Annotated in this window: 21 protein-coding genes; 2 read left to right on the forward strand and 19 right to left on the reverse strand. The window is 41.7% G+C overall.

Going from position 1 to position 24968, the window contains the following annotated elements; translation table 11 throughout:
- Positions 1–7: 7 nt before the first annotated feature.
- From spoVE to I6N90_RS03715, 17 genes are all read right to left on the reverse strand, one after another.
- A complete protein-coding gene (gene spoVE / locus I6N90_RS03635) occupies positions 8–1105 on the reverse strand; it encodes a stage V sporulation protein E (RefSeq protein ID WP_197934127.1) in 1098 nt (365 codons plus the stop codon).
- A 46-nt stretch (positions 1106–1151) separates the two neighbouring features.
- A complete protein-coding gene (murD, locus tag I6N90_RS03640; RefSeq protein WP_197934128.1) occupies positions 1152–2597 on the reverse strand; it encodes a UDP-N-acetylmuramoyl-L-alanine--D-glutamate ligase in 1446 nt (481 codons plus the stop codon).
- A gap of 70 nt (positions 2598–2667) precedes the next feature.
- Complete coding sequence (mraY, locus tag I6N90_RS03645; RefSeq protein ID WP_197934129.1) at positions 2668–3624, reverse strand: phospho-N-acetylmuramoyl-pentapeptide-transferase; 957 nt, start codon at positions 3622–3624, stop codon at positions 2668–2670.
- Positions 3625–3628: 4 nt separating this feature from the next.
- Entirely contained in the window at positions 3629–5041 is a 1413-nt protein-coding gene (locus I6N90_RS03650) for a UDP-N-acetylmuramoyl-tripeptide--D-alanyl-D-alanine ligase (RefSeq protein WP_197934788.1), read from the reverse strand.
- Positions 5041–6528 (reverse strand): UDP-N-acetylmuramoyl-L-alanyl-D-glutamate--2,6-diaminopimelate ligase, encoded by a 1488-nt coding sequence (locus I6N90_RS03655; RefSeq protein WP_197934130.1) that lies wholly within the window; start codon positions 6526–6528, stop codon positions 5041–5043. The genes I6N90_RS03650 and I6N90_RS03655 overlap by 1 nt, the downstream gene beginning before the upstream one ends.
- Positions 6529–6605: 77 nt before the next feature.
- On the reverse strand, positions 6606–8546 hold the full coding sequence (locus I6N90_RS03660) for a stage V sporulation protein D (RefSeq protein ID WP_197934131.1): 1941 nt from the start codon (positions 8544–8546) through the stop codon (positions 6606–6608).
- Positions 8547–8650: 104 nt separating this feature from the next.
- The gene (locus I6N90_RS03665) at positions 8651–10987 is read right to left on the reverse strand and encodes a penicillin-binding protein (RefSeq protein ID WP_197934132.1); all 2337 of its coding nucleotides are present in this window, start codon (positions 10985–10987) and stop codon (positions 8651–8653) included.
- Between the two features lie 11 nt (positions 10988–10998).
- Complete coding sequence (gene ftsL, locus I6N90_RS03670; RefSeq protein WP_197934133.1) at positions 10999–11400, reverse strand: cell division protein FtsL; 402 nt, start codon at positions 11398–11400, stop codon at positions 10999–11001.
- A gap of 14 nt (positions 11401–11414) precedes the next feature.
- Complete coding sequence (gene rsmH / locus I6N90_RS03675) at positions 11415–12365, reverse strand: 16S rRNA (cytosine(1402)-N(4))-methyltransferase RsmH (RefSeq protein ID WP_197934134.1); 951 nt, start codon at positions 12363–12365, stop codon at positions 11415–11417.
- A 30-nt stretch (positions 12366–12395) separates the two neighbouring features.
- The gene (gene mraZ, locus I6N90_RS03680) at positions 12396–12833 is read right to left on the reverse strand and encodes a division/cell wall cluster transcriptional repressor MraZ (RefSeq protein WP_197934135.1); all 438 of its coding nucleotides are present in this window, start codon (positions 12831–12833) and stop codon (positions 12396–12398) included.
- A 131-nt stretch (positions 12834–12964) separates the two neighbouring features.
- On the reverse strand, positions 12965–14020 hold the full coding sequence (locus I6N90_RS03685; RefSeq protein ID WP_197934136.1) for a DUF4349 domain-containing protein: 1056 nt from the start codon (positions 14018–14020) through the stop codon (positions 12965–12967).
- 78 nt (positions 14021–14098) lie between these two features.
- Positions 14099–15187, reverse strand: a complete 1089-nt coding sequence (locus I6N90_RS03690; protein WP_197934137.1) for a serine hydrolase domain-containing protein — start codon at positions 15185–15187, stop codon at positions 14099–14101.
- A 192-nt stretch (positions 15188–15379) separates the two neighbouring features.
- On the reverse strand, positions 15380–16645 hold the full coding sequence (locus I6N90_RS03695) for an adenosylhomocysteinase (RefSeq protein WP_197934138.1): 1266 nt from the start codon (positions 16643–16645) through the stop codon (positions 15380–15382).
- Between the two features lie 45 nt (positions 16646–16690).
- Complete coding sequence (bshC, locus tag I6N90_RS03700) at positions 16691–18331, reverse strand: bacillithiol biosynthesis cysteine-adding enzyme BshC (RefSeq protein ID WP_197934139.1); 1641 nt, start codon at positions 18329–18331, stop codon at positions 16691–16693.
- Positions 18332–18490: 159 nt separating this feature from the next.
- Positions 18491–18889, reverse strand: coding sequence for a DUF3397 domain-containing protein (locus tag I6N90_RS03705; RefSeq protein WP_197934140.1), 399 nt, complete (start codon positions 18887–18889; stop codon positions 18491–18493).
- Positions 18890–18895: 6 nt separating this feature from the next.
- On the reverse strand, positions 18896–19885 hold the full coding sequence (locus I6N90_RS03710; RefSeq protein WP_197934141.1) for a 2-dehydropantoate 2-reductase: 990 nt from the start codon (positions 19883–19885) through the stop codon (positions 18896–18898).
- A 106-nt stretch (positions 19886–19991) separates the two neighbouring features.
- Positions 19992–20642, reverse strand: a complete 651-nt coding sequence (locus tag I6N90_RS03715; protein ID WP_197934142.1) for an RsfA family transcriptional regulator — start codon at positions 20640–20642, stop codon at positions 19992–19994.
- Positions 20643–20909: 267 nt separating this feature from the next.
- On the opposite strand from I6N90_RS03715, the gene I6N90_RS03720 reads away from it, so the two are divergent.
- Positions 20910–21146, forward strand: coding sequence for a DUF2626 domain-containing protein (locus I6N90_RS03720; protein WP_197934143.1), 237 nt, complete (start codon positions 20910–20912; stop codon positions 21144–21146).
- Between the two features lie 53 nt (positions 21147–21199).
- Here the strand turns inward: I6N90_RS03720 and I6N90_RS03725 are convergent, their stop codons facing one another.
- Entirely contained in the window at positions 21200–22369 is a 1170-nt protein-coding gene (locus I6N90_RS03725) for a class I SAM-dependent methyltransferase (RefSeq protein WP_197934144.1), read from the reverse strand.
- A gap of 81 nt (positions 22370–22450) precedes the next feature.
- Here I6N90_RS03725 and I6N90_RS03730 point away from each other — a divergent pair, with 81 nt between their 5' ends.
- Positions 22451–23539, forward strand: a complete 1089-nt coding sequence (locus I6N90_RS03730; protein ID WP_197934145.1) for a coiled-coil domain-containing protein — start codon at positions 22451–22453, stop codon at positions 23537–23539.
- Between the two features lie 73 nt (positions 23540–23612).
- On the opposite strand, the gene I6N90_RS03735 is transcribed toward I6N90_RS03730, so the two are convergent.
- Positions 23613–24893, reverse strand: a complete 1281-nt coding sequence (locus I6N90_RS03735) for an extracellular solute-binding protein (RefSeq protein WP_197934146.1) — start codon at positions 24891–24893, stop codon at positions 23613–23615.
- Between the last annotated feature and the right edge of the window lie 75 nt (positions 24894–24968).

The raw sequence follows: 24968 nt of genomic DNA on the forward strand, positions 1-24968 counted from the left end.
CACATTCTCACCTCGAATAACGGGATATATTAAGTAAAATGCCTAGTGCCGTAAGTAAGAGCGTTAGTGATGAACCTCCATAGCTAACTAGCGGAAGTGTTATACCCGTTACAGGCATCATACCAATAACAACACCTATATTAATCAGCACTTGCACACCGATAATTCCAGTAATACCAACAGCAAGCAAACTACCGAACGTATCTGGAGCTCCGATCGCAGCACGAATGCCACGCCAGACTAAGATCATAAATAATAATATTAAAGCCGCACCACCGATAAAGCCCAGTTCCTCAGCCAATATGGAAAAAATAAAGTCTGTTTGCGGTTCCGGCAAGTAGCTGTACTTCTGCCTGCTCATGCCTAAGCCTAGTCCTACTAAGCCTCCAGGTCCAATAGCAAACAGTGATTGAATGATTTGATAGCCTCCCCCTAAAGGGTCAGCCCATGGATCAAGAAAATTCGTTATTCTCGCCAATCGATAAGGCGCAGCTATTATTAGTCCAACAAAACCTGCCACTCCAACAAGCGCTAAGCCACCTAAATGTGCCATTCTAGCTCCAGCTGTAAAAATAAGTATGAGGGAAGCTCCCATCATGACCGCACCAGTCCCTAGATCGGGCTGAAGCATAATAATGCCGAATGCAAGCCCTACTAATCCTAATGGCGGCATTAACCCTTTTGTAAACTGAGTTATCGTCGATTGTTTCTCAGACAACCATTTCGATAAAAAAATAATCATCGCGAGCTTCATAAATTCCGATGGTTGGATTCCGAATGAACTAATGCCAAGCCAACTACGTGCACCGCCGCGAACGACACCGATACCCGGAATAAGAACAAGGACGAGCAAACCAAAACATACAATAAGAGCTGCTGGAGCCCATTTCTTCCAGATCGAATAATGTGTATTCATAGTAAATATTAACGCACCAATCCCTAATCCGGCAAATAGTAGCTGTCGTTTCACGAAATAGAAACGATCACCAAACTCATGAAAAGCTAACACGGCACTCGCGCTGTATACCATCACGAGACCAATTGCAAGAATAAGTCCTATTGCGACTATGAGCCAAATATCTGGGGCAGATCGCGCTTTTGCCATAGCAAACACACCTCTTAGTATGGGTAAGTAGGGACAAGCCCCCTACTTACAAGGTATGCGCCGATTGTTTAAAAATGCTCCCTCTCTGCTCATAAGATGCAAACATATCCCAGCTTGCACATGCAGGTGACAGCAAAACGATGTCTCCAGGCTCCGCAAGTGCGGCTGCTTGCTTAACAGCTTGCTGAAGGGTGCTTTCGGCGTCCTTCTCAGCGTTCACCACTTGCACCTTTGATAAACCTGCCAGTTCCGCAACGTGAGCCAGCTTCTCCCTAGTTTCACCTAGCGTCACAAGTGCTTTAAGCTCTTTGAATACCGGAAGCAGTTCCAAGTAATCTGATCCTCTGTCCAATCCTCCAGCAACAAGTACGATTGGACCTTTTAGAGAACGGATCGACATCGTAGATGCGGTAGCATTTGTTGCTTTAGAGTCATTGTAGTATTTGACACCGCTACGCTCACATACATATTCCAGACGATGCTCTACACCCTTAAAGAACGTAAGCGGTTCTGCAAGAAGCTCTGGCGCAGCTCCAGCTGATAAACAAGCTGCAATAGCTGCAAGTGCATTTGCCGCATTGTGACGCCCAGGTATGCCCAGATCATCCACTGGCATAATAACAACTTCTTCGCCATTAGCCTCTGTAGAGCCACGATAAACAATAGAACGAATAACTGATTGTTCTGACCCCGCATTGTCGTAGTGATCCTTAACATACGGAGGTTCAATATAAACGCCTGTTTCTAGACGCTCATATAGCGAAAAAGGCAGCTTCTTAGCCGGGATATTTTGTGCAATTTCACGACATACTGGGTCGTCCCAGTTAATAACGGCAGTATCTTCATTCGTTTGATTCGCAAACAACTTCGTTTTCGATTGCACGTAATCAGCCATACCACCATGATAGTCGAGATGTGTTTCCGCTAAATTAAGCAAAAGAGCTACTTTCGGTCGGAAAGCTGACGTCCCCTTCAACTGGAAGCTGCTTAATTCAGCAACGATCCATCCGTCTTCAGCCACATCTTGTACAGCATCACAAAGTGGTAGACCTATATTACCTGCTACGATTGGCTTCATACCAGAAGCTTCGAGAAGTTTGCCTATAAGAGTCGTTGTTGTTGTCTTTCCATTAGATCCGGTAATTCCAATAATAGGTGCTGGAGATAGCCAATAGGCTGCTTCCACTTCTGTAATGATTTCGACGCCTTTGTTTAACGCCTGCTGAACAGGATCTGCCGTGTATGGAATGCCTGGATTTTTGACTAGTAGAACGGTCTCATCATTAATAAGATCCTCTGGATGGTAACCGCATAGCACAGAAATGCCCAAAGCAGTTAATTCATCCGCTTCGGGACAAGATTCACGATCTTTTTTGTCATTTACGATAACATGAGCGCCAAGCTTATGAAACAACTTCGCAACACTTACGCCACTTCTTGCAAGTCCGAGAACGACCACTCTTTTATCTCGATAGGTTGATGGATGATTCATAACGACATCCCTTTCTATGGATACATGAAGCGGCTCTCATAGCGAGAACCGCCCTAATGTGAGTATATATTTATATAACAAATAATAAACCTAACGCAGCTAGAATAAGTCCTGCTAGCCAAAATACAGTTACTACTTTCCACTCTGACCAACCAACTAGCTCAAAGTGATGATGAATAGGGCTCATCTTAAAGATACGTTTGCCTCTAAGCTTAAAGGATGCTACTTGCAAAATAACGGATAACATTTCAATTACAAATACTCCGCCAATGATGATCAAGAGCAGTTCTGTTTTCGTAAGTATCGCTACAGCTGCAATACCCCCACCGATACCTAATGAACCCATGTCTCCCATAAATACTTTCGCAGGATGTGCATTAAAGATAAGAAATCCTAGTACTGCACCAACCATCGCAGCCGAAAATACAGCAGACTCATGTGCAGATGCTTGTAATGCAACAATTGTAAACGCACCAAATGCAATTGCACTCGTACCTGCTAGAAGTCCGTCGAGGCCATCAGTGAAGTTAACAGAATTGCTTGCTGCAAACAAAATAATGACTACAAGTGGATAATAAAACCAACCTAAATCAAATCCAAAACCAGTACCAGGAACTACAATTTCTGTACTATGATTCATATTATATAGTAACGCACAGACGATAATAGAAAATAGAAGTTGCCCAAACAGCTTTTGTCTTGCCGTTAAACCAAGTGATCTTTTAAAAACAATTTTAATATAATCGTCTAGAAAACCAACTAATCCAAAACCTAGTGATGCGGTAAGGAGCACCCAGAAATCTCCTGTTTTATCAGAAAACCGTAAGAAAGCAATCATCATGGCAATCATGATAATAATGCCGCCCATTGTCGGTGTTCCGCTTTTTTTCAGATGACTTTGCGGCCCTTCAGTACGAATCTGTTGGCCAAACTTCAGACGGCGAAGTAAAGGTATGAACAATGGCCCGAGCAGAACAGCTAGTAAAAAGGAAGTACCGATTGAAAATAAGATGACCATCATATCCATTTCCTCACCCCTTCTCCAAAGCTTGGACAACCTGCTCCATACGCATGCCTCGGGAACCTTTCACGAGTACAAGATCGTCTGGCAGCAATCTTTCCCTTAACCACTCGGCAAGTGCATCTTTATCATCAAAGTGATGCACCATCTCGGTTTGAGCAGCTTCTTGCCTATTCTGGCGAGCACCTTCCGCCGTATTCACAGACAGTGCTCCGAAAGTTAGTACACCTTCTGCTTTCTCACCTGTAATATATTCACCGATTTCTCGATGAAGAGCAACTTCGTCTGGTCCAAGTTCAAGCATATCTCCAAGAACGATCCATCTCCGTCCGAAGCCCTCTAGCCCTGCAACGAGATCAATTGCAGCACGCGTCGCCGTTGGATTCGCATTGTATGCATCATTCAGTATAACCGCATCGTTAAAGGCACGTGATGGTTCGATACGCATACCTGTCAATTGGAGTGTACTAAAGCCTTTCTCAATGTTCGTTGGCCCCACACCGAAATAACGAGCAACCGCTATCGCAGCAAGTGAATTACTAATATTATGGCGACCAGGTGTAGGTATTTGAACGGTGCCAAGCCCACTTGGAACACCTTTATGCAGCGCAATAAACTTACTGCTATATGGTTCAAGCGAAATATGTTGCGCAGACCATTCATTATTGTCTTGTAGTCCAAACGTTTTTAACGTTGTTGTATCCGGTATTGTCATCGACTGTAATCCTTGAGCAAGTAGCGGCTCATCTCCGTTATATAGCAACAAACCGTTTTCTCCAAGCCCAGCAACAATTTCTAACTTAGCTTTCGCAATACCTTCTCTTGAACCAAGATGTAAAAGATGAGCATCACCGATATTAGTAATAATCGCTGCATCGGGTTGTGCAATTTTCGTAAGCTCCTCAATTTCTCCGAAGCCACTCATACCCATCTCAATAACGGCTACTTCTGTTTCTTCATCCATCTTCAAAAGAGTGAGAGGCAAACCAATATGATTATTGAGATTGCCTTCTGTTTTCAATACGCAATATTGCGTACCAAGTAGAGCAGCTACCATATCTTTAGTTGTTGTTTTTCCATTGCTGCCTGTTATGCCTACTACTCGGACCATAAGTTCACTTCTATACGCAGCAGCCAATCGCTGAAGCGCAGCTAACGTATCTCTCACAAGTAGGAACGATACTCCAGGCAAAGTAGACGGAATTTCCTTATCTTTCTGCCATAACATCGCTTTTGCACCACTGGCAGCAGCTTGCTCGGCATAGTCATGTCCGTCGAATCGTTCCCCCACGAGAGGAACAAATAGTTCTCCACCACCAGACTTCCTAGAGTCAGTCGTAACACCGACTACTACTTGATCTGGTTCTCCTCCCTTTAATTTTGCACCACACATGGTAGCTATTTGACTTACCGAACGTTTGATCACTGTAATAATCTCCTTATCGCTTCTTTTGCTACTATTCGATCATCGAAAGGATATATATCTCCTCCGATTAACTGGTAGGTTTCATGACCTTTCCCCGCAATCAATACTACATCTCCTGGGCTTGCCATTTCAACCGCTTTTTGAATTGCAGCCTTCCGATCAGGAATCAGCGCATAATTATCGGTGTCAATTTCCACCTCTTTGAGACCTACTTCTATGTCTCGTATGATCAACTCAGCATCTTCCGTTCTCGGGTTATCTGATGTCACAATTATATAGTTCGCACATTGTGCTGCAATTCGTCCCATAATTGGCCGTTTTGTTCGATCCCTATCTCCGCCACAACCAAAAACGCAAATAATTCGATTTTCAGCAATCTCATTAACTGCTCTAAGTACGTTGTCTAGACCGTCGGGGGTATGCGCATAATCAACGATTACAGAAAAATTTTGACCTTCATCTACACTTTCAACTCTTCCTGGCACCCCAGGAATCGACTCTAGCGATCTCTTTATATCGGATAACTCGATTCCTTCAATCAAAGCTGCGGCAATAGCCGCCAATGCATTATATACGTTGAATTTCCCTGCAAGCTTTAACTGTATATCCGCACAACCACGAAAGGATTCTACATGGAAAAATGTACCTTGTGGTGATATCCGAATTTGTGAAGCACGCACATCTGCTTCTTGTTCCACACCGAATGTGATTACTTCTGCCGCAGTTAACATACTATACCGTCTTGAAGCGGGATCATCACTATTCAAAACGGCATAAGATCGTTCATCCATTGATTTTGAGTAAGCATTGCCAAGTCTGGAGAAAAATAACCCTTTTGCTGCAGCGTATTGTTCCATCGATCCGTGAAAATCTAGATGATCCTGAGTCAAATTAGTGAATATAGCAGTACGGAATCGACAGCCTTTCACTCGTCCTTGCTCTAGTGCATGAGATGACACTTCCATAGCGCAATACTGTATATTAGCATCTCGCATTTCACCGAGTTGTCTTTGCAGTTCTAGTGCATCTGGTGTCGTCCCTTTCATAGGGTAAGACTTATCGGCGTAGCGCCATTCTATTGTACCAATGACCCCTGTAGCCTTAAGTCGATCATTAAATATCTTCTCGATCAAATAGGTTGTTGTCGTTTTCCCATTTGTACCAGTCACGCCAATAAGTCTTACCCTCTCACTAGGATGTGCATACACATAATCAGCAATAACAGCCATCGCTAATCTACTGTCTCTCACAACAAGTTGGGGAACATCTATTTCCAATACTTTTTCTGTAACGATAGCGACGGCTCCTCTCCGAACCGCCTCATCAGCGTATATATGACCATCAACCGTCAAACCTGGTACACACAGAAATAGCTGACCTGGCTTTACAGATCGAGAGTCATTCTCTATATCTGTAAACACCGTTTCCCCATCCCCAATAAGACTAGCAGTTAAAAGCAATTTCGTAAGATCATGTAGCTGCATCCCCTTCAAGCCCCCCTCGATTACTCTGACGGAATACTATATGCCGCCCAAAGCAATCGCGTTAATTACCAAAATAATCAATGGGAATGGGGTACATCTTCTTCATCTCCGAGATAGATTCGGATTGTTGAACCACGGTCAACACGTGTGCCAGCCGCTGGAGCTTGGCGGACTACAAACTGACCAGAACCAGCAGAAGTTAAATTAAAATTCATATTCAAATCCTCGTATAGATCAGCTACACTTTTCCCAAGCAAGTTGGGTACGGTTACGATTGGCGTATCTCCGTATTTGTAAACACGATCGATCTGTTTCTCACGAGGAGGCACTTCCAAAATTGTTAAAGAATCTTCCATAATATTACGAACGATAGGTGCTGCGACTACTCCTCCAAATTGAATGCCTTGAGGATTATCAACAGCTACATAAATAACGATTTGAGGATCATCAGCTGGTGCAAATCCGATAAACGAAACAATGTGTTCGTTCGTGGAATAACGTCCATTTATGACCTTTTGGGCCGTCCCAGTCTTACCACCAACACGGTACCCGTCGATGAAAGCATTACGACCGGTTCCTTTGGCAACTACGCTTTCAAGCGCTTCTCGAACTTGTTTAGACGTCTCTTCTGATATAACCGTTCGAACCACTTCCGGCTCCATCGTTTGTATCGTCTCACCTGTATCCCGATTTATCAATGCTTTTGCAACATGCGGCTTGTAGAGCGTACCTCCATTGATAGCTGCCGAAACTGCAGCAATTTGTTGGATTGGCGTGACAGATACACCTTGACCAAATGCAGTCGTAGCTAGCTCAACCGGACCTACTTGACTTAATTTGAATAAAATTCCGTTTTCTTCGCCTCCGATGTCAATACCGGTTTTTGTGCCGAAGCCGAAGTTTTTAATGTAATTAAATAACATATCTTTGCCTAGCCGATTTCCAAGTGTAACAAAACCTGGGTTGCAAGAATTTTCTACAACTTCTAGGAAGGTTTGGCTGCCATGACCGCCCTTCTTCCAACAACGAAGTCGTGCCCCACCTATTTCAATTGCACCAGGATCGTAAAATCGCTCTTTATTCAGATCCACTTTATTTTCCTCAAGTGCCGCTGCAAGCGTAATAATTTTAAACGTAGATCCTGGCTCGTAAGTCATCCATATCGGTAAATTACGATTATACACTTCCGATGGTACTTCCTTATACTTATCAGGTTCGTAAGTTGGACGGCTCGCCATCCCTAATATTTCACCATTACGAGGATCCATCGCTATTGCGATAATGCTATCAGCCTGGAGCGAAGTCATCGCTTGATCGAGCTCACGCTCCATAACAGCCTGAACGCCTTGATCGATTGTCAATTGCAACGTCAAACCTTCTTTTGGCTGAACATAGGTGTCTGATGAATTCGGCATTTGCCGACCGGCAGCATCAGAGAGAAATGAAACATTTCCTTGAGTACCGCTGAGTGACTCATTATATTTTGATTCAACTCCGGTTAACCCTTGATTCTCAATGCCAGTAAATCCGAGCAAATGAGCAGCAAGACTGCCGTAAGGGTAAAATCTTTTGTTATCCTCTGCAATTACGATACCGGGAAGATTGAGCTCCTGTATTTCTTTTGCCTTTTCTTGCGTAATCTTACGTCCGCCAGGTCCAAGTTGAACGATCATTTTTTTTGTTTTTAGCTTAGTAAGAATTTTCTCTTCTGGCATATCAAGCATCTTAGCCAATATTGCAGCGGAGCCTTCACGGTCCTTAACTTGAACCGGCAATGCCCAGACGGTAGGAGAGCTCACATTGTATGCTAATTGAACTCCATTACGATCCCAAATCTCGCCGCGCTTAGCCACATAAGGAATATCGCGCCTCCAAGAGTTTTCTGCTCTTTCAGCAAGCTCCGCTCCCTTCCAAAGCTGGACATAACCAAGCCGCAAACATAGCGCTATAAATGCCACGCCAGCCAATATCAACACAATGAACAGACGTCGCCTAACTGTTACATTTGATACCTTCATTCCACTTCCCCCTCGCCCTTAGCTTCGTAAGGAGCGTACGCTAACGCTCATTCCCAGCATATTCTGGACAAGAGGGGGATAGAACAAGCTATATGATCACTTCGCTAGTTCTCGCCGCTATGGGATATACCAGTATCAATCTCATTATTTGATTCGCTAGTATTGCCTTCTACTGCTTCATCATTAGCGGCGTCATCTGCTCCTTCAGTTTCACCTGAGCTTTCAGCTTCCGTACCAGCACTCTCATCCTGTGCAGTCGACTCAACTGGAAGCTCAACATATTGTTCAGATCCGATTGGAGGAGAGAGCTTTACACGTACAATGCGTTTTTTATCTACTTCTTCAACCTTCTGCGAAACAACATATCCCGTACCTTCCGTAATGAGCTTGGCACCAACGAGTGAAGTCAGCTCAAGCGCATCACGTAGCGAAACTCCCGTTAAATCTGGCACTGGTAGTTTATCACGTTGCTCTGTAATGAGATAAACGCGCTGGGTAGGATGTATGACCGAGCCTGCAGCAGGAATTTGTTGTAGTACCGTACCACCGTTTCCAACAATCTCGAAAGTAACTGATTTAGCCTTAAGCTCTGCTTTTGCTTGCGCAATTTTCAGATCCTTTAATTGTGGGATCGAAACATGAACTTCTTCTGACTTCACATCAACTTCAAATTCCTTACTAGGTGCTATACCCATTTTGCGTAAGCTCTTTAACATAATTTCTCGGAAAGCTGGCGCTGCGACCGTACCACCGCCTACAAGTGAATTGTTCGGCTCATCGACAGCGACATATAACACGATCTTTGGATTTTCCACCGGTGCATAACCAATAAAAGATACCATAAATTTTGTAGTAGAATACTTTCCATTTACTACCTTTTGAGCTGTGCCCGTCTTACCAGCAATACGGTAGCCTTCAATGTATGCATTTTTACCAGTACCTTGATCTTGGTCAGATACAACTTGTTCCAAATAACCACCTACGAGGCGCGAAGTTTCTTCAGAAATAACTTGGCGCACAACCTTTGGTTCTGTGAGAGTGGTTTCTTTCGTCTCCGGGTCCGTCTTACTCTTCACTATATGTGGCACTAACAACTTCCCACCATTAGCTACTGCGGCTACCGCCGCAACCTGTTGGATGGGTGTAACTGCTACTCCACCTTGACCAAATGTAGCAGCAGCAATATCACGATTGTAATGGAATTGAATTGTTCCTGTAGCTTCATTACCAAGCTCAATACCCGTCTTTTGACCAAATCCGAAACGACTGTAATAATCTCTCAGCTTATCTGCGCCAAGTCCTTCATATCCCATCTTGACAAATGCAACGTTACTAGATCGTTTCAAACCTTCTATGAATTTAATTGTTCCCCAACCAACCCGATTATGATCGCGTATAACTCTCGGATCGCCTGGAACTTTGTAGCTTCCTGATTTATAAAATTCCTCTGGATCAAAAACTCCCTCTTCAACAGCAGCAGCTAACGTTGCGATTTTGAACGTAGAACCTGGCTCATAGAGAGATCCAACTGCATGGTTATAAGAGTTGGCGTAATCACTTTTCCAATATTCATTAGGATCAAACTCTGGCATGTTCGCCATCGCTAAAATTTCCATCGTATTAGGATCAGCTGCGATTGCTGTCGCACTTTTTGGAGCATATTTCGAAACAACATCTCTAAGTGCTTCCTCCACATAACGTTGAATATCGCTATCTATCGTAAGCGCAACATCTTTGCCATTCACTTCTTCTTTATATTCTACATCTCCCTTAGAAAGCTGTACCCGTTTACCATCTTTTTGATAAACGATATAGCCATCCTCACCTTTGAGCTCATCATTGAAAGCACCCTCTATACCGGTCATATGTTTACCGTTCTTACTAACGTATCCTACAACTTGGGAGGCTAGCGTTTTACTTGGATAGAAACGTTTCAAAGTAGGTGAGAGATAAATGCCAGAATCCACGACTTTCTTATTGCTAAGCAGCTTCTTTTCCAGTTCATCGCTGAATGTAGTCAACTTATCAGCTAACGGCTTATCGATTTGCCAACCACCATTTCGCAATTCTCGGTGAATATAGAACTTCCCTTTATCATTTTTCGCCGTCACAATCTTTCGCAGTTCATCTTTTGGCACATCTAATATCGCATTTAGCCCGTCAATTACCTCCTCTACAATCGCTGCATCATGAATGATTTGAGGATTAACAGAAACGTTATAGGCAATCGTATCCATAGCAAGTATATTACCATCTCGATCCGTTATTGATCCTCTTTTCCCCGTTAATGTTTCTGCTGTCGACCACCTTTTTGCTGCTAATTGATAATACTTGTCGCCGTCTACAATTTGTACATAATAGGTTCTACCAATTAGAACGAGAAAAAGGAGGGTCATTACCCCTCCAAATAATAATGTACGTAATCTAATCCGCTTACTCATCATATCCCACCTTATTCACGCATGGCTGTTTCCGGATTGATTTCTCCCTTATTCACTGTAATGCCACCTTCAAGGTTGTTAACCATCCCTTGCAATACTGCCATCTTTCGAATGCGCTCAGGATCACTGAGCATCTCAACTTGCTTTTTAAGCTCTTCCATCTCAATGTTCAAACTGTTATATTCCGTGTTCATTTTTTTGATCTGGAGATTCATATCATAGATTTGTGCGTACCTAAAAATAATGACTCCAGCCACGACAACGCAGATCAATACTGTGAACAAATAAAGCAATTTCTCCTGAACAGGCAAAGACTTTCTTTTGACTAAAGTCCGTTTTGTTTCTTTAATAACCTGCTGTTGTTGCGGTTTTCGCTTCGGCTGAAGCGCCAGATTACCATTAATGTACGCCACTAGATATCCCCCTCTTACAATTTTTCCGCAACTCTAAGCTTGGCTGATCTAGAGCGAGAATTGAGTTCAAGCTCTCTTTCACTAGGCAAGATCGGTTTGCGATTAACCAATTTAACAATACCTTTCGTTCCACATACACATAGCGGAAAGTCGGATGGGCAAGTACATTTCTCCACATATTTTGCGAAGATTTGTTTGCAAATACGATCTTCCAGTGAATGGAACGTGATGACTGACGCCCGCCCCTCGGGTGCCAAACATCTAATAGCTTGTTCTAACGCTTCTTCCTCAGCACCAAGCTCATCATTAACTGCAATTCGAAATGCTTGAAACGAACGTTTTGCTGGATGACCACCTGTTCGCCTTGTAGCTGCTGGTATACCAGATTTAATTAACTCTGCTAATTCACCAGTCTTTTCGATAGGTGCTGTTTCTCTTGCTTTTATAATTTTCCGAGCAATGGATCTAGCAAATTTTTCTTCACCATAGCGATCCAAAATTCGGGCAATATCTCGTTCATCCCACGTATTGACGATTTCATGAGCGGTCAAATCACCGTCACGATCCATCCGCATATCTAGTGGAGCATCATGATTGTAACTGAAGCCACGCTCAGCTTCGTCTAGCTGTGGACTAGATACACCAAGGTCGAATAAAATACCGTCAACCTGTGGAACACCGTCTTTCATCGGCACATTACATCCATGAAGCTCTTGCTCAAGATATCGGAAATTACTCTTTACTAGAGTCACTTTATCTATATATGGTGCAAGTCTTTTGCGTGCGTTGTCGAGCGCCCAGTCGTCCTGGTCGAATGCGATCAAACGTCCTCCAGCGCCCAGTCGGGATGCAATTAACTCGCTATGCCCCGCTCCTCCAAGCGTACAATCGACGTATATACCGTCTGGCTTAATTGCCAATCCGTCAACCGCTTCTTCCAATAAAACTGTAATATGCTGAAACACGCTAAAGTCCTCCCTATTCTTGTTGTTTATCTAGAAGTTAATATCGAAATCCACGAGCTTCTCAGCAATATCGTTAAATGCTTCCGCAGATTGCTCGTAGTAACCATCCCAAGTTTGCTTACTCCATATTTCCACTCTACCGGAAACACCAAGCACCATACATTCTTTATCTAGCTTCGCGTATTCACGAAGATGAACCGGTATATTTACCCTTCCCTGTTTATCAAGCTCGCATTCCGTTGCACCAGAGAAAAAAAATCGTGTAAATGCACGCGCATCTGACTTCATCAGTGGAAGTGTCTTAAGCTTTTGCTCTAGTACACTCCATTCGGTTAAGGGGTATACGAATAAGCAGTTGTCGAGTCCACGGGTTGCAACAAAAGTTGTTCCAAGAGAGTCGCGAAATTTTGAAGGAATAATGATACGTCCCTTCTCATCAATGCTATGTTGATATTCACCCATAAACATAGTTTCGCTCCACCCCTTCCCCTTTTCACTCCACTTCGCCCCACTTTTCCCCACCTTGATACACTAATTCGCCACCTAAAATAAAAATCCTGCTCTGGGAGCAGGATTTGAAAAAAATATATTTTACCCTATTAATCATCTTTATCCGACGATTCTTTACTTTGTTCTGGGACCTTACTCCTATTCCATTTCCCCTGATAACTACGGCGTTTCATTAGTATACGTATGGGAATAAATACAATAGCTAGCACTGCTAGAACGGGTAATGCGCCAACAAATATGATGATAATCCACTTAATTGCTTCGACTACAACATTAGCACTTCCTGATAAAGTACCTGATAGCTGACTCCCAAAGCTATTATCCTTTTTTGCTTTACTGGTTTGAAGTGTCTGGTCCGTTTGTACTATGCGAAGCTCGATAGTGGACAATGCTACATTATTGTCTAAATATCGAATTTTTCCTTTGATCGCTTCAATTTCTTCTTGAATAGCTCCTAATTGGTTTGAAAATTGTAGCAAATCTGCCGCTTTAGTCGCTTTCTCCATCATAATAATTAGTCGTTGCTCCACCAACTGCTTTGCTTTAAGTCTAGACTCCAAATCAACGTATTGTTCCGTTACATCTTCCCCAGAAAGACTTTGCCCAAAGTGATTGTTTTTTATCTTTGCAATATCTTCGATAAATGACATAAACCCTTTGGCAGGTACTTTAATCGTGTAGCTTGCTGCAATTTCACCGTCAGAGCGATTATCGTTAAACGCTAACGTATAACCTCCGCTCAGATGTATAACATTTTTTAATTTGTTCGTCGTCTCCTTCAGGTCGTCAACTTCCATCACGATATTAGCAGAGTAGATGATTTTACCTTGCGCTGAACCAACAGTGGTTGTCGCATTAGCAGAAACATCATCAGAACTTCCTGCTGCAGTTGTTGTCAGAGCTAATTCCTCTGGTTGTCCAGCCTCATAATTACTTATAATTTCTTGCTCACTTGCGGCACTTTCATATTTAACCTTGCTTGCTTCAGTAAATGCATCGTTCTTTACACTTTTCTTACTTTCTCCATCTGATTCCGATGAAGAACAGCCTGCAAGGACAGCAATAACTAGCAGAAGCGTGATGACTAGCGAGAGCCCTTGTTTTATATATCTTTTCGGGACCGCTGAACCTTTTGTTTCACCCATTGGACTACCCCCTTATATCGTTCCCATCAATCCAATAGACGGAACTAAACTTGAAAAGGTTTCCAAGTGAAAATCACATTATTTAGTGTTTATAATGGCTGGTATAACAAATTGCTCGACTAGCATTTTGTTCCCTTCATAATGTCTGTCGAGACCTGATGTTATGACAGTAACAAGATCTAGTTCAGGAATGATATATATGAATTGCCCACCATAACCCATTGCATAATAGCTCGTATAATCGTTCACTTGCGTCACCCACCACAAGTATCCATATTTCCCGCCAGAGGGAAGTCCACCATCCGTATGTGCTGTCACAGATTCATCAACCCAACCGGCTGGTACAACCGTTTTACCATTCCATTTTCCTTTATTTAAATACAGCTGACCGAATTTCAACATATCTCTTGCCGTTAGCTCAAGCTCAGCAGGACCGAAATTATTTCCTTGAAGATCCGTTGGCCATTCATAAGAATGAATTCCAAGCTCATCGAATAAGTACTTTTCGGCAAAGTCACTAGCTTTCATTCCAGTAGTTTTCGAAATTATTCCTGAAAGAATATGTACTCCAGGATCATTGTAATAAAAATCTGCCCCTGGATCTGTTATGAGATCAAGTGCTAATGTCGTCTCTATTGGATTATCAGCACTAATCCATGAGCTATAATTCATATAATTATAAGGAATGCCCGAGGTCATCGTAAGCAAATGTTTAATCGTAATTTCATCTACTTGTGGATGAGTCTCTTTCGTCATATATTCAGGGAAAAACTCTTCTACTTTCTGGTCAATATCTTTAATAAAACCTTCTTCAATAGCAATTCCTATAAGTGCGGACAACACGCTTTTTGTTACAGACCTGACATGGTTTAAAGTACTTTCTGTAGCATCGCCATAGTATTCTTCAAAAATAATGTCTTCATCTCGAGATACGATAACACTGCGGATTTGTTGTTCTTTATCCTGTATATAAGTGTGCAGTTGATCGAACTTGCTGGGAGGAATTGTTTCTTTCGAACTTTCAGTTTCTTCACTTAATGGAGTAGATGGTTGCAAACTTTCTATGACCACTGGAACCTCCTTATTATTTTCAACTGCTGATTTTGTACAACCTGTAACTAGTAACACTAAAATTAACATTCCAATGCAAATTCGCACGAGCTTCATCCTATTCAACCCTCCTTTAACTATTGTTTTTCAAACATATCACATTAAATAATTAGTAAACATATGTAAAAAACGTTTTTTATTAAACTTTCCCACGCAAATTCCCTTAACACAAAAAAATCACCTTCCACTAACCCAATGAAGGCTAAATGAAAGGTGATTTTTAATTATAATATAATATCGAATAATAGCTTATTCGTGTTCTACCCAGCTATCTAGATAAGCAACTTGTTCACTCGTTAACTTATCGATACCGAAACCAAGAGACTCAAGTTTAAGACGCGCAACTTCCTCGTCTAACTCATACGGTACATTCACGACTTTACTGCCAATTGCTTTATACTGTTCGTTTACATATTTTAAAGACATCGCTTGAAGTGCAAACGTCATATCCATAATTTCCGCAGGGTGGCCATCGCCAGCTGCAAGGTTTACAAGTCGACCTTCAGCTAGTAAATAAATGCTGCGTCCGTCTTGCAACTTGTATTCCTCAATGTTGCGGCGAACTGTTCGTTTGCTAGTAGACATCGCTTCAAGCTCAACTTTATTCACTTCTACATCAAAGTGACCTGCATTGGACAAGATGGCTCCATTTTTCATAACCTCATAATGCTCTCCGCGAATAACATCACGATTACCTGTTACAGTTACGAACATATCACCAAGCTTAGCAGCTTCTTTCATAGGCATAACAGCAAAGCCGTCCATGTAAGCTTCAACCGCCTTAATTGCATCAATCTCTGTTACGATAACTGTTGCACCAAGACCCTTTGCACGCATCGCAACACCTTTACCGCACCAACCATAACCAACAACAACAACCGTTTTTCCTGCTACAACGAGATTTGTTGTTCTGTTAATGCCATCAAATACAGATTGGCCTGTTCCATAGCGGTTGTCGAATAAATATTTGCAGAATGCATCATTGACCGCTACCATCGGGAAGTTTAATGTACCGTCTTTTTCCATCGCACGCAATCGAATGATACCAGTTGTTGTTTCTTCAGCTCCACCACGAAGATTAACAGCATGTTCCTTACTTTCAGAATGGAGCAAAGTAGCTAAATCTCCACCATCATCGATTAGCAGATCAGGTTTGCTCTCCAATGCCTTCATGTTAAGTGCTTTAAATTCAGCAGGTGAAGGATTGTATTTAGCAAATACGGTAATTCCGTCCTCCACTAGTGCTGCACAAACATCATCTTGGGTAGAAAGAGGGTTACTTCCCGTTATCGTAACTTCAGCTCCGCCAGCTTTAACAACTTTGGCTAAATACGCTGTTTTTGCTTCAAGATGAAGTGAGATCGTTACTTTTAATCCTTGAAAAGGCTTCTCTTGCTCGAATTGCTCTTTGATGCGATTCAAAACTGGCATATGCGCGCTTGCCCAATCAATTTTCAAATGACCTTCTGGTGCAAGCGTCGGGTCTGCAATGATGCTCTTATCCAATGTACTCATAACGTATAATCCCTCCAAGATAATGTTTGTATTTACTAATTACCTTTATAAATATACGATTTCATGCCCGCCCGTGCGACTATAAGGCGCCTCAAGCAGATTATGAAGCCATGAATTACCATATCGATTCCAGTAGGCTACCATCGTAACGACTCGCTCTTGTGGCTTGCCAGACGGGTGTAACGCTAATCGGATACGTTCGAGCTGTCTAATCGATGCTTCAAATTGTTTCTGATGTGCATCGGTCGTTTTTGACTCCATGTAATCGATTTGCTCCAATATTTTTGTCATATTGGTGTCTCCGAGCTTAGCGAGGCCTTGCTGAATAGAAGCTGCAAGATCAACCAGCGGCTTATATGACGCTTCGAAATTGGCCCTTACGATACCAAATTTTTCTGCAATCGCTAAGCTATCTTGATCCTTGAGCCACTTCTCCTTGCGCGCGTCGAAACGTTCCATCACATCAGCAAATGTCAAATCATATTTCTCCATATTTTTAGCTACAATGCCTTCAACAAGAGTAAAGGACATTCTAGGAACAAGTATTGGCATTTCCATGCCAAGCACTTTGAATGCTTCACCAGTTAATGCCCAATAAGCAATCTCTCCTGGACCAAGCACTGTTCCTAATACTGGAAATAAATAATCTTGCATGAGCGGGCGTGTTAGTACATTATTGCTTAATAGTTGCGGCCTCTCAGCAGCTATCTGGAGTAATTCCTCTTTCGTCCACGAAGAAATCCCCTTACGATCCTCATATCCTCCGTTACGCTTGTATAGCAGCACTCTTTCTTCACCTCTATCCGGATGGAAGAGGAATATATTCGCACTGCTTGCAGTAACTTCAGCTTGTAATGCATAGCCAAACTCCTTGATTGCTTCGCCTGTAGACACGTACGCTGATTCTAACTCATCATTATGTTCAAGCATACGTGAAAACATTGGGGATTCAAGCTTCCGAAGTTCAGGATCATCTGCATCAAGCAGAACTAATCCTTCACGACCAAACAGATGGCTTAACATATGAGCAAACATATCTGAAAGTGAATATGATCCTTTGGACATATCAGTGAGCTGTTCAAGCAACTGTGGTTTGAATTCGGAATGAGGCAACGATTGTTCTAGCTCCTCAATCAATCGAACCCAAGTGTCAGAAGATAATAAAGTTCGACTCACCGAGGTGCGTGCACCTTCTGGCCTAGCTACAGATAATTTTCGTAATTCTTGGTCAGAAGTAATGACGTAAGTGTGATTTGCTTCATCCCAATCATGATCCTCACCAGCAATCCAGAACAGGGGTACAACAGTGATTCCTAGCTGCTCACTTGCCGATTTAGCGGCCTTAATGATGGATACCGCTTTATGTATAACAAGTAGCGGACCCGTCCACAATCCTGCCTGCTGTCCTCCTATAACAACTGGAGAACCTTCTGCAAGGGATGAAATGGCTGACATCGTCTCTTCCGTTGCATTCATCCTTTTATTATAAAGGCGTAGTACGTTTGCAACATCTAGTGAAGATGCTCGAGTATTCGAATTATTATGCAATGAATTGGCACGTTTCTCCCAATCCTGCTCACAACCAGAATGATAGCCAAACAACGTATTTAACCGGGAATCCGTCCGATGAATATACGCTTCTGTCAAGGGCTGAGCGCTTGAAAGTTGATACGATTCAGTAGTCATAACGTAGCGAGCGACCTCCCGTATTTATCTATTTGTATGATGATCTCGTTTGCCCTCTCCATCAAAAGTATTTCCACAGTCATTGTACACAAAGATGAAGCTAACCGTCAAAATAAAAAACGCCTCCCGATAGTGGAGAGACGTCTTCATTTCTCTTCATTATGCGACTGAAAAAACAACTCTTCCTAGCATAATTACCATAAACAATAGATACAGCACACTCATTGCAAAAAAGCTAAGTCGCCAAATCATCCTAAAAATCTTTTTGACATCTACACTACCTCGTTTGCGAAACTGAGCGTTACCTAACAATCCACCGCCAAGAAGCATAAACAACAAAATGCCATATAACCCAAATCTATTGTCAAACAAAATATTAAATAGACCTGCTACACATAATACAAAAAAAATGTTTGACACATCCATCGCCATTAGAAGTGCTTTTTTTCGATTTTGTATATAGGCTCCATATCCGAATAGAACGATTGCAAATGGCAGAAGAGGAATAACTGCCAACACCGTATAGAGCTTCTCAAAGCTATTCCAAAGCGCACCCATGCCCGTTCACTCCTTATTGTTATGGTCCAGTTTATAACTTTTAATCATTGCAATGACAGATTCATTCATCGGCGCTTTCAATTGGTGTTGTTCAGCTAATCTTACAATTGCACCATTGATTGCATCTATTTCTGTATGACGCCCCGCGCGAACATCCCCTAACATAGAAGATATGTTAGAGCTTGTCTTCTGGCATACATCGAGCAGTCGTTCCCAACTATCTTCTGGTACATCCATACCTGTTGCTTGAAGAACAATTACCGTTTCATCAAATAATGCTTTCATGATATCTAATCGCTTTATATGTTTTGGAAGCTCTCCATTAGTACTATCAAAAATTGAAGTGAGTGGATTAATAACAGCATTAATCAGCAATTTTTGGAAAACTCGTTTATTGATCTCATTCGACAGAAAAACGTCAAATCCTGCCTTTTTCAGATAGTCTATAAACATTTTTTGAGATATTACGTCTATTTGTTCACGATTACGGTCATTTTCAGCTTCTTCACTAATCCAAACCTGTCCAATACCTGTATGACGTACTGTACGTTTATCTTCACGCTTAGCACCTTCTGTCGTCACTGCTGCATAAACCGGAATCTTTAAGTCTAGCGTAGTAAGCTTTTCTATATGACCAATCCCATTCTGCAAGCAGACAATAGCGGAACCTTCTTCTAAACGAAAAGACATCATATGAATTAACTGGAGCAATTGTTCAGTAATATCTGTCTGTTTAACCGCTAATATAATCCAATTAGAGCTTAATTGTTGCAGGGAACTGATACGCTCACTAGTCAACCATTCACTAGATACAGCTATTACTTCCTCCGCACTACCGTTATCCTTCATAAATCGAATACCTTCACGATTAATGATATCTGATTGTTCGTGAGTTCGAGTCCAAACCGTAACACTAGCTCCTGATATAGCCAACCTTGCGGCATAAAGAAGCCCAATAGAGCCACCACCAATAACATCAATACGCAATGTAGTCATCCATCCTCTTTCAAGATCTTCCATTCATCGTATTATACACTTACCCTTTTTCAAATGGAAAGACCTGCCGATTTACTATCGGCAGGTCCCTTGCATACCACTATCATTATTCAATACGTTCCAAATTACCATTTGCATCCATTTTAAAACGCGGCTTTACTTCTTCTTCGCTTGATAACACGGTCAGACGACGCGCACGGTCCATAATTTGTATTAATGTTTTGTAATCGTCATTGACTGTACGGTAATCTGTTTGCGCGCTATTTACTTCTCTGGTCAATCTCTCATTTTCGATACGAAGACGATAAATATCTTCATCTTTGTCTTTTACTTCTTTCTCAAACAATCTGATCTGACGAGACAAATCCTGATAGGTTGTTTTGAAGCCGCGCAAGAAACGAATGACTGCGTCTACCGACAGTCCTTCATCCAGAGAACTGACATCTTGTTTGAAAGAACGCTCCTCAGTCTCAAATACCGCTAATGAGGATACTTGTGAAGTTGGTGTTACCGTTTGCTTCTTTAAATAATTGCGTTTCTGACGTTGTTGCTTCGAAATTTGGATAGCATCCTCATATCGTTTACGTACACAACTGTTCCAACGAAATCCACAAGCCGCAGATGTGCGACCAATTCTTTCGCCTACTTCTTCGAATGCTGCGAGTTGAGTGCTTCCTTCTCGAATATTACGGAGTGTTACCTCAGCGAGAATGAGATCATCATCAGGACTCCACGCATCTTGTCTAACTGCTGTCATGCAATCAAAACCTCCTAACGTAAAAGGCGCTTACTTATTTCTATGCTCTTGGTAGAGTTCATAGAATCTATTGGATACTAAATTGTATAACCATTTTTTTGATTCCTCATACATGAATAGTCATAATGTTGTACAAACTATTGCTACGCAATCCTTTACGGGACAAAAAAAAATTATGATTTCGTCACGTCTAAAGGTTTACACTGTTATATGCAAACGTTATAATGATCATTAGAAAATCGGGTCAGCTGTAAAGGGGGATGTATCATGGCACGCATGTATCGAGTACTTGGTTTCTGGTGTTTAGTCATCGGATTAATGGCTTTCGCAGGCCACATGCCTGAGTTTGCATTGTTGTTTTTTGCTCAAGCTGTAGCGTTTGTATTTCTAGGTTACTTGAATTTCTCCGAACGAACGTACATAATGATGTTCTGGGGATATATGGGAGTTTCATTCATTGGATTCACCTATTGGTCAGTCTTCCAGATGGACATGCCTTTTTAACAAAAGAAATCAAAAAAGATGCCAGCCGCATTCGGTTGACATCTTTTTCATTTTTATGATCCTTTTTTTTCTAAAATCATTACTTTAAAGGATTCGCTCATTCCATCACTCAGCAATAGTTGCCGTATAGCTCGATTTCGTTTAGCTGTGTCACTAAACGGATCCTTTCCATCATGATCACGAAGTAGACTCAGCGCACCGTAATCGATAAGAAATTGCTTCTGTGTGTCAAAATAAACAACGTTAAAACCTGCTTCTTCTGCCGATCGACGAACAAAAGTAAATGAAACATGGGCGGTAATATCTTGCTCTCCAGGTCGTTCAAATGGAGAATCGCTTGCACGATGTTTCGAGTAGGTCATTAAAGTACCTTCCATTCGATGCTCCGCACTATATTCCTCAGCTTCGTGACCATAATCAATTAAGAGTAGTCTACCTTCGCTAGTGAGACTAGCCAATAAGTTAAGCCATTCGACAACCCTAGGACAAATCTCTGTCACTTGGCCTTCGTATAATAAGATGCCATCACGTTCTAACCAACTAGAAAGGCAAGAGTTAGTAAGCTCCATCTGAACGTAATAAAACCCTTCTCCCTCTGAATAAGCTACTCCAAGCTCAAAGAACTTACCTCCTCTTTTCATTACACGATGAACAGGAAATGCATCTAGAAGTTCATTTGCAATAAATAAATAAGGACAAGTGAACCATTCATTTGCACTTTCTACCAACTGCTCAGAAGAGAGTACTGCTGGTATTTTGTTGATGCCAACCTTCTGGAAACTATTTTGTACAGCATCAACATGACCACTGTGATTTTCAATAAGTACCGAATGAAAACGGTCCTCCCAATCCTTATTTAATCGATAACCTGCTGAGGAGATAGCTGCGGAAAGTGTTCCTGTTCCCGCTCCCCATTCACCTAATAACATCCGTTTGTTCTGTTCTTTACTATAAGTTAACGCGTACTGTGCGATCACTTCTCCCATAACATTGCCGACTGCCGAGCTGGTGTAGAAATCCCCTTCCTTCCCAACTCTAATCGCACCCGCTCGATAATAACCGTACACTTCATCATAGAGACATATGTCCATATAGTCATGGAACGAAATGCAAGGCACGAGTTTTTCATGTTCAACGCTATCCTTCTTAATACCCTTATATATCGAGTGGGAGATTCGTTCTGTTATTTTAGTTGCGATTGGAGTAATCGGCATTATAGTCATAGCTTGTTCATCCTTTTCTAATTGTAAGATATAATAGATTAGTCTGCCGCATAAACTAACGCTTAAGGAGGGAGAATAACGTTGACTGTAGAACGAATCGCGACTGCATGTATTGTATTGCTTGTCAGCGCTCTGTTCATGACCCGACTCCCTATTGTTGCTGAGCAGCTGCCTACGCCTACCGAGGATGTACATTCACTCCTTGAGAAAAGCCTCTCCGTTATCGAGATTGATAAAGAAATTAGTAGAATTCAATCCGAAAAGCAAACACTATTGCTTACGATGACTGAAGCTGAGAAACAGCTCGCTATACAAGAACAAACAATTTCTAATAAAAGGGAGCAAGCGGGGGATGTGCTGCGTGCCTATTATATGGGAGAGCGTGATCAGCTTTATTCAGCTCTCTTAACATCAAAGTCATGGTCGAACTTTTTTCGTATATTGGACTATATTGACATTATCGTATCACAAGACAAACATACCTTAAACGAATATATAGGGCATTACGAACAATTAAAAAACAATTACGGGTTGCTCGAAGGAAAACAAGCCGAACTCATCTATATTGAGCAAAAGTTGCAAGATCAAAAGAAACGTGTACTGGCACTTGAAAGTGATCTTGCCGGTCAGCTTGATGGACGATCCGACAGCGATAAAATTAAACTTATGATCGAGGAACTGACTTCTTTTTGGGAAAAAGAAGGGCTTTCGGAAGTAAGAGAATACTTTAAAGCCCTTTCAACTGCAATGGGTGAATTACCTTCATGGATTCAAGACAATAAAGATCTACTCGAAATTAAAGGATTTCAATATACGATACGTGTGCCAGAAGATAAGCTGAATGCCTTCTTAATAGAACAGGACGAAAAATTTAAACATTTCTCATTTCAGTTTAAAGATAACAAAATAACAGCATCTGGAAAACGAGATAATATTGAAATAAGTATTACGGGTCAATATAGCGTCGAGAATGAGCCAGTTAACGGCATCTTGTTCCATGTTGATGAGCTTGTATTTAACGGTTTTGTTCTACCGGACACTACCCGTGCAGCTTTAGAGGAAGAATTTGATCTTGGCTTTTATCCAGGTTTAATTTTAGAAATGCTAAAAGCAAAATCAGTAGAAGTAAAAGATGGAGAGCTTATAATCAAGCTAAGTATTACTCTCTAATTGAAGTCAGTTCCAAAACAATAAATGGCCTCCTTGTCGAACGAGGAGGCCGTTATTTATTGTAAGCCATTACTTATCGTAATGTCATTTTTTCAACAAAAACATCCAGCTTAACTTCCTCTTTGGTAGCCATCTCCCATGCAAGCTCCCATTCCGTCCATCTGTCAAGCCAATTTGGATCAGCAAGTAATAACTCACCTTCTGGAAGTTTAGCATTCATAGAGTCAAGCCACCAACTAGGGGGGGCTTTTTCACCCATTATTTGGTTATCGTAGAGCGAAGCTCGGACAGGAAGTTGATTGGATAATACAAAGTCCTTTAGTGCCCCTTGAGTATCAGTCATTTCTTGAATCCAGAGCATAGCTTCGTCCTCATATTTACTACTTGAGCTAATGACGTAACTGCTACCATCCAACCACGGATAATAGAGTGCTTCGTTATCAACAATCAACTTTTTCTGAGCGTCCTCTTTCAGTGAGATGAGTTCTTCCCATGGAAGAATAAGTGTAAGTAATTGATGATTAACAATTAGCTCACTAAGTTGAATCTTTTTTTCCAAAGGAATAGATACTACAGCTCCTTGCCTCGATTGAAGCCATGTTAGTTGCTCCGCCTGGTTTGGCGACAATTCAAGTAAATTAATAAGAGTAGAACGCTCTCCATTAAATCTGGTCGCCCACATTAGTAATTGAGGCAAGTCTCCAGGACTAAAATTGACTAGATGCCGCTTTACATCAGGTTCAGATAAAGCAAGCTTTTCAGCTAGTTCCTGAAGAGAATTCCAATTATCCGGCGCTTCTGTCAACCCTTCTTCTGCAAGCATGTCCTTATTCCACGCAATCACATATGGATTAATATCATCAGGAGTCCCCCATAGGTAACCATTCCACTTTATTGGTTCTAATAAACTTGCCAGTTGGTCAGAAAAAACATCCCCTGACATCAAGCTGTCAACCGGCTTCAAATAACCTTTAACGGCTAACGGAATGACCATACTATTATTCAGCAGCATAATGTCTGAACCACTTCCTTGCGCGCTCAGTTCAGAAATCGTAGCGTAGTTTCCGACTTTCTTGACATCGTTAGTCAAATGAATTTTTATTTGTGGATATCGATTCATAAATATGTTGTTCTGTAATACAAGTTTATGATAGTCAATTGGAGGAAGGGAAACGTTTACATAAAGGTTAGTAGTAGCTTCTGAGATTCGCTGGCCTCCAGCAGGCTCAACTAGCGTAATACCGTTAGAATTGTTACTCTGATCCCAATTCATTGATCGTGAAAAATAAATCAACATAAGTGCCGTTATAAGCAATGCGCCAGCAAGTAGTGGCACATATTTGCGAGGGGACACAGACTTCTTCCTTTCCGGCTTCTTTATTATGGATATAGAATATCAATAATAGGGTATTTTTTACAACAAAAAATT

The organism is Paenibacillus sp. GSMTC-2017 (assembly GCF_016019935.1).
In the GTDB taxonomy this organism is placed as follows: Bacteria; Bacillota; Bacilli; order Paenibacillales; family Paenibacillaceae; genus Pristimantibacillus.

Excerpts from the sequence above, each read along its gene's own strand:
- spoVE (WP_197934127.1), bottom strand. The coding sequence starts at position 1,105 with ATGGCAAAAGCGCGATCTGCCCCAGATATTTGGCTCATAGTCGCAATA.
- murD (WP_197934128.1), bottom strand. The coding sequence starts at position 2,597 with ATGAATCATCCATCAACCTATCGAGATAAAAGAGTGGTCGTTCTCGGA.
- mraY (WP_197934129.1), bottom strand. The coding sequence starts at position 3,624 with ATGGATATGATGGTCATCTTATTTTCAATCGGTACTTCCTTTTTACTA.
- I6N90_RS03655 (WP_197934130.1), bottom strand. The coding sequence starts at position 6,528 with ATGCAGCTACATGATCTTACGAAATTGCTTTTAACTGCTAGTCTTATT.
- I6N90_RS03660 (WP_197934131.1), bottom strand. The coding sequence starts at position 8,546 with ATGAAGGTATCAAATGTAACAGTTAGGCGACGTCTGTTCATTGTGTTG.
- I6N90_RS03665 (WP_197934132.1), bottom strand. The coding sequence starts at position 10,987 with ATGAGTAAGCGGATTAGATTACGTACATTATTATTTGGAGGGGTAATG.
- mraZ (WP_197934135.1), bottom strand. The coding sequence starts at position 12,833 with ATGTTTATGGGTGAATATCAACATAGCATTGATGAGAAGGGACGTATC.
- I6N90_RS03685 (WP_197934136.1), bottom strand. The coding sequence starts at position 14,020 with ATGGGTGAAACAAAAGGTTCAGCGGTCCCGAAAAGATATATAAAACAA.
- I6N90_RS03690 (WP_197934137.1), bottom strand. The coding sequence starts at position 15,187 with ATGAAGCTCGTGCGAATTTGCATTGGAATGTTAATTTTAGTGTTACTA.
- I6N90_RS03695 (WP_197934138.1), bottom strand. The coding sequence starts at position 16,645 with ATGAGTACATTGGATAAGAGCATCATTGCAGACCCGACGCTTGCACCA.
- bshC (WP_197934139.1), bottom strand. The coding sequence starts at position 18,331 with ATGACTACTGAATCGTATCAACTTTCAAGCGCTCAGCCCTTGACAGAA.
- I6N90_RS03705 (WP_197934140.1), bottom strand. The coding sequence starts at position 18,889 with ATGGGTGCGCTTTGGAATAGCTTTGAGAAGCTCTATACGGTGTTGGCA.
- I6N90_RS03710 (WP_197934141.1), bottom strand. The coding sequence starts at position 19,885 with ATGACTACATTGCGTATTGATGTTATTGGTGGTGGCTCTATTGGGCTT.
- I6N90_RS03715 (WP_197934142.1), bottom strand. The coding sequence starts at position 20,642 with ATGACAGCAGTTAGACAAGATGCGTGGAGTCCTGATGATGATCTCATT.
- I6N90_RS03720 (WP_197934143.1), top strand. The coding sequence starts at position 20,910 with ATGGCACGCATGTATCGAGTACTTGGTTTCTGGTGTTTAGTCATCGGA.
- I6N90_RS03725 (WP_197934144.1), bottom strand. The coding sequence starts at position 22,369 with ATGACTATAATGCCGATTACTCCAATCGCAACTAAAATAACAGAACGA.